This is a genomic window from Paraburkholderia sp. SOS3 (genome assembly GCF_001922345.1).
GTDB lineage: Bacteria > Pseudomonadota > Gammaproteobacteria > Burkholderiales > Burkholderiaceae > Paraburkholderia.
Genome location: NZ_CP018811.1, coordinates 3,965,398 through 3,977,287, shown reverse-complemented (window position 1 = coordinate 3,977,287; position 11,890 = coordinate 3,965,398). Strand labels below are relative to the sequence as shown.

General features: G+C 65.1%; 12 protein-coding genes. 6 read left to right on the top strand and 6 right to left on the bottom strand.

The genetic code is table 11. The annotated features are described in order from the left end of the window. Nucleotides 1-112 precede the first annotated feature (112 nt). The 3 genes from BTO02_RS17670 to BTO02_RS17660 all read left to right on the top strand — a co-directional run bounded on the left by BTO02_RS17670 (nt 113) and on the right by BTO02_RS17660 (nt 3,159). On the top strand, nt 113-1,264 hold the full coding sequence (locus BTO02_RS17670; RefSeq protein WP_075158118.1) for a Re/Si-specific NAD(P)(+) transhydrogenase subunit alpha: 1,152 nt from the start codon (nt 113-115) through the stop codon (nt 1,262-1,264). Between the two features lie 116 nt (nt 1,265-1,380). Further along, nucleotides 1,381-1,704 carry a proton-translocating transhydrogenase family protein gene (locus BTO02_RS17665; RefSeq protein ID WP_075158117.1) on the top strand — a complete coding sequence of 108 codons (324 nt, stop codon included), beginning with the start codon at nt 1,381-1,383 and terminating at the stop codon, nt 1,702-1,704. Beyond that, on the top strand, nt 1,705-3,159 hold the full coding sequence (locus tag BTO02_RS17660; RefSeq protein ID WP_075158116.1) for an NAD(P)(+) transhydrogenase (Re/Si-specific) subunit beta: 1,455 nt from the start codon (nt 1,705-1,707) through the stop codon (nt 3,157-3,159). A 58-nt stretch (nt 3,160-3,217) separates the two neighbouring features. Here BTO02_RS17660 and BTO02_RS17655 read toward each other — a convergent pair whose 3' ends face one another. From BTO02_RS17655 to BTO02_RS17635, 5 genes are all read right to left on the bottom strand, one after another. After that, the gene (locus tag BTO02_RS17655) at nt 3,218-4,525 is read right to left on the bottom strand and encodes a THUMP domain-containing class I SAM-dependent RNA methyltransferase (protein ID WP_075158115.1); all 1,308 of its coding nucleotides are present in this window, start codon (nt 4,523-4,525) and stop codon (nt 3,218-3,220) included. A gap of 117 nt (nt 4,526-4,642) precedes the next feature. Beyond that, nucleotides 4,643-5,398 (bottom strand): PqiC family protein, encoded by a 756-nt coding sequence (locus tag BTO02_RS17650; protein WP_075158114.1) that lies wholly within the window; start codon nt 5,396-5,398, stop codon nt 4,643-4,645. Next, the gene (locus BTO02_RS17645) at nt 5,395-7,035 is read right to left on the bottom strand and encodes a PqiB family protein (protein WP_075158113.1); all 1,641 of its coding nucleotides are present in this window, start codon (nt 7,033-7,035) and stop codon (nt 5,395-5,397) included. Before BTO02_RS17645 ends, BTO02_RS17650 begins: the two co-directional genes overlap by 4 nt. Further along, nucleotides 7,028-7,753: a paraquat-inducible protein A gene (locus BTO02_RS17640; protein ID WP_075158112.1), complete on the bottom strand. Its 726-nt coding sequence runs from the start codon at nt 7,751-7,753 to the stop codon at nt 7,028-7,030. Before BTO02_RS17640 ends, BTO02_RS17645 begins: the two co-directional genes overlap by 8 nt. A gap of 7 nt (nt 7,754-7,760) precedes the next feature. Then, entirely contained in the window at nt 7,761-8,486 is a 726-nt protein-coding gene (locus tag BTO02_RS17635) for a paraquat-inducible protein A (RefSeq protein ID WP_075158111.1), read from the bottom strand. 469 nt (nt 8,487-8,955) lie between these two features. Here BTO02_RS17635 and BTO02_RS17630 point away from each other — a divergent pair, with 469 nt between their 5' ends. The 3 genes from BTO02_RS17630 to BTO02_RS17620 all read left to right on the top strand — a co-directional run bounded on the left by BTO02_RS17630 (nt 8,956) and on the right by BTO02_RS17620 (nt 10,815). Continuing rightward, the gene (locus BTO02_RS17630; protein WP_075158110.1) at nt 8,956-9,525 is read left to right on the top strand and encodes a cytochrome b; all 570 of its coding nucleotides are present in this window, start codon (nt 8,956-8,958) and stop codon (nt 9,523-9,525) included. Between the two features lie 9 nt (nt 9,526-9,534). Continuing rightward, entirely contained in the window at nt 9,535-10,134 is a 600-nt protein-coding gene (locus tag BTO02_RS17625) for a YceI family protein (protein WP_083615173.1), read from the top strand. Nucleotides 10,135-10,254: 120 nt separating this feature from the next. Further along, nucleotides 10,255-10,815, top strand: a complete 561-nt coding sequence (locus BTO02_RS17620; RefSeq protein WP_075158109.1) for a YceI family protein — start codon at nt 10,255-10,257, stop codon at nt 10,813-10,815. A gap of 119 nt (nt 10,816-10,934) precedes the next feature. Here BTO02_RS17620 and secF read toward each other — a convergent pair whose 3' ends face one another. Continuing rightward, complete coding sequence (gene secF, locus BTO02_RS17615; protein WP_075158108.1) at nt 10,935-11,885, bottom strand: protein translocase subunit SecF; 951 nt, start codon at nt 11,883-11,885, stop codon at nt 10,935-10,937. Nucleotides 11,886-11,890: the final 5 nt, after the last annotated feature.

The following is an 11,890-nucleotide window of genomic DNA, read 5'->3' as shown; positions in this document are numbered from 1 at the left end:
AATGCGCGCGCTGGGGTTTCGGTTAAAGTGACGCCGTAGCCGTTGCAGTCAGCAAGCCGGCGAGCCCTCGTCGGCAAGTCCGTCAAACAAGAAGGTCGAGGAGGAGTTCACGATGCACATCGGAGTGCCAGCCGAGACGCGCGCCTACGAAACCCGCGTCGCCGCGACGCCCGAGACGGTTAAAAAGTACGTGTCGCAGGGCCACCGCGTGACGGTGCAAAGCGGCGCCGGGGTGCCTGCCAGCTTTCCCGACGACGCCTTTTCCGCCGCCGGCGCGGAAATGACCGATGCGGCAACGGCCTTCGCCGCCGATCTCGTTCTCAAGGTCCAATCGCCCACCGAAGCCGAATTGCCGTCGATGAAGCGCGGCGCGACGCTGGTCGGCATGCTCGATCCGTTCAACGCAGACAACGCCGCGCGCCTCGCCGCAACAGGCGTCACCGCCTTCGCGCTCGAAGCCGCGCCGCGCACGACGCGTGCGCAAAGTCTCGACGTGCTGTCTTCGCAGGCCAATATTGCCGGTTACAAGGCAGTGCTGCTCGCCGCGGATCTGTATCCACGCTTCATGCCGATGCTGATGACCGCGGCCGGCACCGTGAAAGCCGCGCGCGTGCTGATCCTCGGCGCGGGCGTCGCGGGCCTGCAGGCCATAGCCACCGCGAAGCGCCTAGGCGCCGTGATCGAGGCGTCCGACGTGCGGCCCGCGGTCAAGGAACAGATCGAATCGCTCGGTGCGAAATTTCTCGACGTGCCCTACGAAACCGACGAGGAACGCGAAGCGGCCGTAGGTGTCGGCGGCTACGCGCGGCCCATGCCGCCGTCGTGGCTCGCGCGCCAGGCGGCGCTCGTGCACGAACGCGCGAAGCAGGCCGACGTGGTGATCACCACCGCGCTGATTCCGGGCCGCGCGGCGCCGACGCTGATTTCGACGGACACCGTGCAGTCGATGAAGCCCGGCTCCGTACTCGTCGATCTGGCCGCCGGCCGCGGCGCGGAAATCGCAGGCGAGGCGGGACGGCGCGGCGGCAACTGTCCGCTGACCGAAGCGGACAAGGTTGTCGTCAGGCATGGCGTGACGCTCGTCGGTTACACGAACCTCGCGGCGATGGTGCCCGCCGACGCGTCGTCGCTGTACGCGCGCAATCTGCTCGACTTCCTGAAGCTGATCGTCACGAAGGAAGGCACGCTCAACATCGATCCGACCGACGATATCGTCGCGGCCACGCTGCTCGTGCGCGACGGCGCGGTGGCGCGCGCAGCCTGATCGTCACGAGCCGGTCGCAAGCGCGCAGGCACCGCACAAGCACCGCACGCGCACTGCGCGAGCACCGCAAAACAACGCTTCAGTACGCTCTCAAGGACGCACAAGGAGAATTGGCGATGGAAGTCATCAACCACACGGTGATCAACCTGATCATTTTCGTGCTGGCGATCTACGTCGGCTATCACGTGGTCTGGAACGTCACGCCCGCGCTGCATACGCCGCTGATGGCGGTGACCAATGCGATCTCGGCGATCGTGATTGTCGGCGCGATGCTCGCGGCGGGACTCACGGTCGGGCCGGGCAAGTTTTTCGGCACGGTCGCGGTCGCGCTCGCGGCCGTCAACGTGTTCGGCGGCTTTCTCGTGACAAGGCGCATGCTCGAGATGTTCAGGAAGAAGGAGCCGAAGAAGCTCGCCGCTCCGGGCAAGGAGGGCGCGTAAATGAGCATGAACGTCGTTACGCTGCTCTACCTCGTTGCGTCGGTGTGCTTCATCCAGGCGCTGAAGGGCCTGTCGAATCCGAAGAGCGCACGCGCGGGCAATGTGTTCGGCATGGTCGGCATGGCGATCGCGATTGTCACGACCATTGCGCTGATCGTCAGGCAGGCGGCACTGCTCGGCACCGATCTGCCGCTTGGGCTCGGCCTGCTGTTCGGCGGGCTCGTGGTGGGCGGCGCGATCGGCGCGTTCATCGCCGCGCGCGTCGAGATGACGAAGATGCCCGAGCTCGTCGCGGCAATGCACTCGCTGATCGGTCTGGCTGCGGTGTGCATCGCTTATGCGGTGGTGTCGGAGCCGGCCGCGTTCGGTCTCGCGGCCGAAGGTGCGCCGTATCCGAACTTCCTGCCGTACGGTAACCGCATCGAGCTCTTTATCGGCACGTTCGTCGGCGCTATCACGTTCTCGGGTTCGGTCATCGCCTTCGGCAAGCTGTCGGGCAAGTACAAGTTCCGCCTCTTCCAGGGCGCGCCCGTGGTCTACGCGGGCCAGCACACGATCAACCTGCTGCTCGCGCTCGCGATGATCGGCTTCGGCATCATCTTCTTTCTGACGCAGTCGTGGCTGCCGTTCGTCATCATGACGCTGATCGCGTTCGTGCTCGGCGTGCTGATCATCATTCCGATCGGCGGCGCCGATATGCCGGTCGTCGTGTCGATGCTGAACTCGTACTCGGGCTGGGCGGCCGCGGGCATCGGCTTTTCGCTGAACAACGCGATGCTGATCATCGCGGGCTCGCTCGTCGGTTCGTCCGGTGCGATTCTGTCGTACATCATGTGCAAGGCGATGAACCGCTCGTTCTTCAACGTGATTCTGGGCGGCTTCGGCGCGGAGCCGGGTGCGGCCGCCGCCGGCGGCGCGCAGGAGCAGCGGCCCGTGAAATCGGGTTCGGCGGAAGACGCCTCGTTCATGCTCGGCAATGCCGAAACCGTCGTGATCGTGCCCGGTTATGGGCTTGCGGTTGCGCGCGCGCAGCATGCGCTGAAGGAGCTGACCGACAAGCTCGTGGAGAAAGGCATCGACGTGCGCTATGCGATCCATCCGGTGGCGGGCCGTATGCCGGGGCATATGAACGTGCTGCTCGCCGAAGCCGAAGTGCCGTACGACCTCGTCTACGAGATGGACGACATCAACAACGAGTTCGGCCAGACCGATGTCGTACTCGTGCTCGGCGCCAACGATGTCGTGAATCCGGCGGCGAAGAACGATCCGAAATCGCCGATCGCGGGCATGCCGATCATCGAGGCGTACAAGGCGCGCACCGTGATCGTCAACAAGCGGTCGATGGCGGCCGGCTACGCGGGCCTCGACAACGATCTCTTCTACATGGACAAGACGATGATGGTCTTCGGCGATGCGAAGAAGGTGATCGAGGATATGGTGAAGTCGGTCGAGTGAGCGATACGGGCCGGTGCGCGGCAACCGGGCGGTTGCCGCGCACCCCAGGCCTACGCGATCACTCCGAGGCCGCGGCGGGCTTCTGTTTGACGCTGCCGGCCACGAGATCGAAACGGAACAGCCGGCATTCGAGCGCGCCGTTGTAAAGCGGCGTCTTGGCCGACTCGCGCAGCCGGAGCTGGCCGGGCAGCTTGCGATCGGACGTCAGAACGAACGCATGCCAGCCGGTGAAGCGCTGCTTCAGCGCATCGCCGAGCGACTGGAAAAATTCGCTGTCGGGCGTATCCGAATGCGTGCGATGAAACCGTTCGTCGCGACCGTCGCGTTCGTCGCGATGCTCGCGCTCGCGGCTCGGCGCGCGAACTTCGCCGCGCGGCCCGCGGCCGCGCACTTCGATACGCTCGCCGTACGGCGGATTCGCGACGAGAATGCCCGCTGTGCCGGTCGGCGGCGTCATGCCGCGTGCGTCGACCTGCTTGAGCGGCAGCCCCGGAAAGCCCGCGCGTTCGAAGTTCGCGCGCGCCTTGTCGAGCATATCGCCGGAAATGTCGCTGCCGAAAATCTGCAGGTCAGCGCGGTTTGCGTTGGCGCGTGCGGCGCGCTTCGCGTCTTGCGCCGCAACCTTCATCGTCTGCCACGCGCCGACGTCGTATTGCTTGAGCTTCTCGAAGCCGAAGCGCCGGTCGGTACCCGGCGCGATATTCAACGCGACCTGCGCCGCTTCGGCGAGGAACGTGCCGCTGCCGCACATCGGATCGTAAAGGGGCGTGCCCGGCGTCCAGCCCGTCAGGCGCAGAATGCCGGCTGCGAGGTTCTCGCGCAGCGGCGCCGCGCCTTTGTCGAGGCGCCAGCCGCGCTTGAAAAGCGGCTCGCCCGAGGTGTCGAGATACAGCATGCATTCGGTCGCGGTGAGAAACGCGAACACGCGCACGTCGGGCGCGCCGGTGTCGATGCTCGGCCGCGCGCCGCTGACCTCGCGCAGGCGATCGCAGATGGCATCTTTGACACGCAGCGTCGCGAATTCGAGGCTGCGCAGCGGCGACTTGATCGCGGTCACATCGACGCGCAGCGTTTCGTTCGCCGAAAACCATTGTTCCCAGCGCTGCTCGAGCGCGAGCGCATAGACGTCCTGCTCGTTGCGATACGGGCGCTGCGCGATTTTCAGCAGCACCCGGCTCGCGATGCGCGAATGCAGATTGGCGGCCATACCGGCCGCCCAGCCGCCGCCAAAGTGCACACCGCCGGGGACCTGCGCGCCCGCGGTAAACGGCGCGCCGTTCAGATGCGTCGCGGCGATCGCGGTGAGTTCGGCGGCAAGCGCGGCTTCGAGGCCGCGCGGGCAGGGGACGAAAAAATCGAAAGACATGGAGCGGGCCGCAGGGCGTTGGACGCGGTTCGGAACGCGTCGGGCGTGGAGTAAGCCGCCATTGTACGCGGTCGCACGGGCGGCTTTTCCCCGGGATGGCGGCGCGAACCGATCTCCCTAGCTGCCGCCACCGGCCTTGGGCATGGCGGCCGCCGTTGGCGTCGCCTGCACCGAAGCGCTCGGACACGCCGGCGCCGCGCCGCGCGCGGGGTTGGCGGACAGGGCGTGTACCGCCTCGGCGATCTCGCCCGAAATCTGCTGGACCGCGCGCTGATGCCCGACGGCGAGCGCATCGTAGCCGCCCGCAACCGGCACGCTCGCCACGGTGCGGCACGTCAGCAGCGCCTGCGTGCGCACCGCGCGCACGCTCCATACGGCATCGATGAGCGCGTGCGAACCGGGCCACGATTCGAAGCGCTGCACGTTCACCTTGACCCGATAGACCGGCACGCGGTCCGGATAAGGCGTGCCGAACACATCGATCGTGCCGAGCTCACGCGTGAGCGCGTTCGACAACGCGCGGCGGATTTCATCGCCCGGCAGCGACGCCCAGCGCTCCTGTTCGAGCACGTCGACCTGGTTGTTGCTCGTCTGCACCACGAACTGGTTTCTTGCGACCTGCGGCGGCACATCCACGGGCGTCACTTCGATCAGAAACGCCGGATTCGCGACGGCGGAAGTCGCGGCGCTCGGTGCGGAAGAATCGCCGGTGGAGAGCGTGTAGAACCGGCTCGACGGGGACGAGCATGCCGCCAGCGCCAGCGCGCACAGCACGCCTGCCGTGAGCGCACCAGCGGCCTTGCCGCCGGAACCGGACCGCGCCGCCGTGCCGCGCGGCGCTCGCAACGAACGGGTGAGCCACGCAAACGTCATTTGTTATCTCCTGGTTTTCCGCGGACGAGCGACTCGGGATGGCGCTCCAGATAATCAGACAGCGCATTCAGCGACTGCAGCGTGCGCGTCAATTCCTGCAGCGCCTGATGGACGTCGGATTGCAGCGGCGAATCCTGCTGCAGCGTCTGCTCGGCCGAGCCGAACGTCTGCTTCGCGGCCGCGAGCGTATCGCGCGCCTGCGGCAGCAGCTCCGAGTCGACTTGCGAGAACAGCTTGTCCGCATGCGCTAGCGCCGTGTTCAGGTTCGTGCCGATCTGGTCGAACGGGATCTTGTCGAGCTTCTTCGCGATGTCGGCGATCTGCAGTTGCAGTTCGTCGAGCGAGTTCGGCATGGTCGGCAGCTCGAGTGGATCGTGCGACGCGTCGACTGATGCCTTCGGCGCATTCGGGAACATGTCGAGCGCGATATACAGCTGACCGGTGATCAGGTTGCCGGTGCGCAACTGGCCACGCAGCCCATGCCTGACGAGTGCCTGCAGCAGATCGTTGCTCGACGGCGAGCCCGGCGCCGGCAACGCTTCGCGCGTGCGCCGGCGCAAACGGTCCGGATACAGGTTCATCGTGACCGGCATCGTGAAGTTGCGGATCTTCGGATCGTATTCGACGCCGATGCTCGTCACCTGACCGAGCACGATGCCGCGGAAGTCGACCTGCGCGCCGACCGACAGCCCGCGCAGCGACTGGTTGAAGTTCATCACGACGCGCACCGGTTCGCCGTCGGGTTCGCGCATCGCATCGCTTTCGTCGTCGCCGAGACGGAACGTCATGTTGTTCGGCGCCTGCACGCCGACCGCCTGGCCCGGCGGCGACTGGAACGCAAGGCCGCCGACGATCACCGTCGCAAGCGACTGCGTGTTGAGCTTGAAGCCGCTCGAATCGAGCCGCAGGTCGACGCCGCTTGCATGCCACCAGCGCGAGTTCGTGCCGACGTACTGGTCGAATGGCGCATTGACGAACACCTGCACCGTCACGCCGGTGCCGTCCTTGTCGAGCGAGAAGCCCGTGACCTGGCCGACCTGTACGCGCCGGTAGTAAACGGGCGAGCCGATATCGATCGAGCCGAGCGACTCGCCGCGCAGCGTGAACTGCCGCCCTTTCTGGTCGACGGTAACGGCCGGCGGCGCTTCGAGGCCGACGAATTCGGTCTGCGTCTCGGTCGAACGGCCGCCGTCGACGCCGATATACGACCCCGACAGCAACGTGCTCAGGCCCGTCACGCCGCTTGCGCCGATGCGCGGCCTGACCACCCAGAAGCGGCTGTCTTTTACCGCAAAGTCGTCGGCTTCCTTCGACAGCTGCACATAGACGAGCACGCGCGAATGATTGTTCGACAGCTTGATCTGCTTCACGTAGCCGATGTCGACGTCCTTGTACTTGACCTTGGTCTTGCCCGGCTCGAGCCCTTCCGCGGTGGTGAAGCTGATCGTGATGGTCGGGCCTTTCTGATAGATCGACTGGATCACGAGCGCGACGCCGATCAGCGCGGCGATCAGCGGAATCACCCACACGAGCGACGGCAGCCAGCGGCGGCGCGCGTCGATATCGGGCTCGGGCACGTCGGGTCCGGCCGGATCGTGGCGCGGCGCGTCGGGCGTCGGGTCTTGTGGACTATTCATGGGGCGTGTCCTGGGGTTGCCGGGAATCTTTGGAGGAAGGGGGCGTGCTGCCGTTGTCGATGGAGCCCGGTCGGCGGCGCGGCGGCGGTCCGGTTTCGATGTTGTCCCAGATCAGGCGCGGATCGAATTGCATCGACGCGAGCATCGTCAGAATGACGACCGAGCCGAACGCAATCGCGCCGGGCCCCGCGGTAATCTCGGCAAGCGACTTGAAGCGCACGAGCGCGACGGTCAGCGTGATGACGAAGATATCGAGCATCGACCAGCGCCCGATCCGCTCGACGACGCGATACAGCGTCGTGCGCTCGTGCGGCCGCCAGCTCGAACGGCGCTGCGTGGTGATGCTGAGCAGCGCAAGCACCGTGAGCTTCATCATCGGCACGAGAATGCTCGCGACGAACACGATGATCGCAAGCGGCCAGTCGCCCGAGGTCCAGAAGTAGACGACGCCGCTCATGATCGTGTCGTTCTCGGTGCCGACCAGCGAGGTGGTGTGCAGCACGGGCAGCAGGTTCGCGGGAATGTAGAGCACGGCGGCCGCGATCAGCAGTGCCCACGTGCGCATCAGGCTGTCCGGATTGCGCCTGTGCATCGGCGCGCGGCACCGCTCGCAGCACTGCGGCGCGTGGTCCGGGCTCGCAAAGCGCACGCGCTTCTGCACGCGCCCGCATGCGTGGCACGAGATCAGACCGGCGCGCGAGGCCGTCAGGTATTTCATCGGGTGCTCATCCCCCGCGCGACGACGTGCCCGCTGGGCCCGCCGGGTTGCTGCCGGGCCGCTGCGCGGCGGGCCTGGCGAGTTCCTTCGCGCGCCGCATGCGCCGCCGCGTCTGCCGTGTTCTGTGCCGCGTCAGCGTATCGGCGATGTCCCACAGCGTGCGCGGCTCGAACGTCACGACTACCGCGAACATCAGCGTCAGCGCGCCGAAAGCGAACAGCGCCGCTTCGGGTATTACGCGCGCGACACTCGTCATTTTGACGATCGTGACGAGCGTGCCGAGCATGAACACTTCGATCATGCCCCACGGCCGCACGAACTGGATCGCGCGCATGACCTGATGGAATGCGAGCGGCACGAAGCCCGCACGCACCGACAGCAGCACGTACAGCAGCGCGAGCAGTTCGGTCAGAGGAAAGAGGATCGTCGAACAGAACACCATGACGGCGACGATCTGCATGTTTTCGGTCCACAGCACCTCGATTGCGCCGAAGAGGCTCGCCTGCGACGTGATGCCGTTGGCCTCGAGCTCGATGATCGGGAAGGTCTGCGCGATCAGGAACGTGATCAGCGCGGCCATCGTCATCGCGCAGATCGGATCGAGACGTCCCGTCGAACTGCCGTACAGCACGGCCCCGCAGCGCGGGCAGCGCGCGAGGCGCCGCCGGCCGAGCCGCGGCTTCTGAAACAGCGCATCGCAGTCGTGGCATGCAATCAGGCGGTCTTGTTCCATGCGTGCTAGAGCAGAGCGTTAAGTGTTCGGCGGTCGGCGGCGCTTGCCCTGGCAGGCGCACCGCTCTGCGCGGGCGGGCAGCAAAAACCTGGCGACATAGTATCAAAGGCGCTTCGCCGTCACCGCATAGGGGTGGCCGGGTCCGGAGCTTACGTGTTCGAGCGCTGGCTCGGGTTACCGCTGCGACCGGTGCCGGCCCGACGGTACGAAGGCGCGCCGATCCATGACGAGCCCGACCCGTTGTAGCAAGTTCCGGACCGCACGGGCAATACGCTCGGGACGCTTGCATGGAAGTGCGTAGGGTGGAGTAGCATGGCGCGAATACGCGTCCACGATAAAAGGTGCGTGACAGAAGGTGCATGACAGAAGGTGCATGACTACGCACGATGCGACATGCATCGGCGGGAATAACGGGCGCTGTCGTATCGTTTAATTTCAATCTCGCGATTCGCGGTACGGGAGGCTTGTCGTGGCACATCTCTCGTCGTTTGCCGGGCGTGCGCCGAGCCTGCGTTACACGCGCACGGCCATCGCCTTTCACTGGCTGATCGCAGTGCTGATTGTCGGCGGCTTTTCGCTCGGCTGGGTGATGACCGATATACCCGGCTTCACGCCGACGAAGCTGCGCTACTTCTCGTGGCACAAGTGGATCGGCGTCACGATCTTTGCGCTCGTCGTGCTGCGCATTCTATGGCGCGCGACGCATGCGGCGCCGCCGCTGCCCGCGGGCATGCCCGCCTGGCAGCGCAAGGCCGCGCAGGCCACGCATGTCGCGTTGTACGCGTTGATGGTGGTGATTCCGGTATCCGGATATCTGTACAGCTCGGCGGCCAACGTGCAGGTCGTCTACCTTGGGCTCGTGCCGTTGCCGCGGCTGATCGCGCCCGACCCGGTGCTCAAGACGGTGCTCAAAAATTTGCATATCGCGCTCAATTACACGCTGCTCGTGCTCGTGGTGCTGCACGTCGCGGCGGCGCTCAAGCATCAATGGCTCGATCGCGATGGGTTGCTGTCGCGGATGATCCCGTTCCTCAAATAAGGACAACCATTGAAAACCTCGTTCACCCCGGTCAGGGTCGCGGTATCGGCCAGGCGCGCTGCCGCCGCGATCGCGATTGCGCTCGCCGTGCCGTTGGCGCTGACGGCACGCGACGCGCATGCGCAGATCGATGCCGCGCACAGCACGATCACGGCGACGTCGAAACAGATGAATGTGCCTGTCGAAGGCAAGTTCACGAAGTTTTCCGCGCAGCTCGCTTTCGATCCGGCGAAGCCGGCTGCAGGCAGCGCGCAGGTCGACGTCGATATGACGAGCTACGACCTCGGCGACGAAACCTATAACGACGAAGTGCGCGGCAAGGACTGGTTCGACGCGAAAACTTTCCCGAGTGCGACCTTCGTGTCGAGCGCGATTGCGCCGGCCGGCGCGGACCGGTTCAACGTCACGGGCAAGCTGACGATCAAAGGCAAGTCGCAGACCGTGGTCGTGCCGGTAACGGTGACGACGCAGGGCGCGGCGCATGTGTTCGACGGGGCGCTTACGATCAGGCGCTCGCAATACGACGTCGGGCTAGGCGAGTGGAAGGACACGTCGGTGGTGGCCGACGATGTCGTCATCAAGTTTCATTTTGTGGGGGCTGGAAAGTAGAAAACGCAGGAAGGGCAGCAAGGGTAAGCAGAGACCATCGGCGTCGGCGCGCGCTTTCGCTCGCGCATCGAGCCTTAAAAAGGAGAACACATTGTGAGGAAGACACGCCTGGCCGGTGCGATGGCGTCGCTCGTCGCGGCTTTTGTTTCGCTCGACGCAACCGCGGCCGCCGATACGTATCAGCTCGATCCCAATCACACGTTTCCGAGCTTCGAATCCGACCATATGGGCGGTTTATCGGTATGGCGCGGCAAATTCACGAAGTCGACCGGAACCGTGACGCTCGATCGCGCAGCGAAAACGGGGACGGTCGATGTGACGATCGATACGTCGTCGATCCAGACCGGTAATCCGAAGCTGGACGAGCATGCGCGCTCCGACGAGCTGCTCGACGTCTCGAAGTATCCGACGGCGGTCTACAAGGGCACGCGGATCCGTTTCGACGGCGACAAACCGGTCGAAGTGATCGGCAACCTCACGCTGCGCGGCGTGACGAAGCCGCTGAATCTGCAGGTCGTGACGTTCAAGTGCATGCAGCACCCGATGCTCAAGCGCGAGGTTTGCGGCGTCGATGCGACCGCGAAGTTCGACCGCGCCGACTACGGCATCGATCTGGGGCAGAAGCAGGGATTCAGCATGGCCACCACGCTGCATATCCAGGCCGAGGGGATCAAGCAGTAGAAAGCGGCGCCGGCAGGGTCACTGGTCTGGCTGACCCGAGCGGGGCTTCATGAAAAAAGGCCGGTTCTACATGAACCGGCCTTCTTGCCGAAGCGAAACGCAGCGCGAAAGGACTGCAATCAGACCTGGGCGCCCGCGTTCGGGTCGTTCGGGTCGTGGCGTTCCTTCTTTTCCTTCAGCAGGTCTTCGCGCTTCACGCCGAGCCACATGGCGAGCGCCGCCGCGACGAATACCGACGAGTAGATACCGAACAGAATACCGACCGTCAGCGCGAGTGCGAAATAGTGCAGCGTCGGGCCGCCGAACAGGAACATCGACAGCACCATCATCTGCGTACAGCCGTGCGTGATGATGGTTCGCGACATCGTGCTCGTAATCGCGTGGTTGATCACTTCGATCACGCTCATCTTGCGTTCGCGGCGGAACGTCTCGCGGATCCGGTCGAAGATAACGACCGATTCGTTGACCGAGTAGCCGAGCACCGCAAGCACGGCCGCGAGCACCGACAACGAGAACTCCCACTGGAAGAACGCGAAAAAGCCGAGAATGATCACGACGTCGTGCAGGTTGGCGATTACGCCGGCGATCGCGTACTTCCACTCGAAGCGGAACGACAGATAGATCACGATGCCGGCCACCACGCACGCGAGCGCGAGCAGACCGTCGGTGGCGAGCTCCTTGCCGACCTGCGGCCCGACGAACTCGACGCGCTGCAACTGCACTTGCGCGTTTTCGGCCTTCAGCGCGCCCATCACCTGGTCGCTTTGCTGCGCCGAGCTGAGGCCCTGCTTCAGCGGCAGGCGGATCAGCACGTCGCGCGACGTGCCGAAATTCTGCACCTGCGCGTCGGCGTAGCCGATCTTCGTCAGCGTGTCGCGCACCGGTTCGAGCTGCGCGGCCTGCGGATACTGCACTTCGATCACCGTGCCGCCCGTGAATTCGATCGACAGGTGCAGGCCGCGGTGCACGAGGAAAAACACGGCGGCAATAAACGTGATCAGCGAAATCGCGTTGAACAGCAACGCGCGCTGCATGAACGGAATGTCTTTACGGATGCGGAAAAATTCCATGGTCT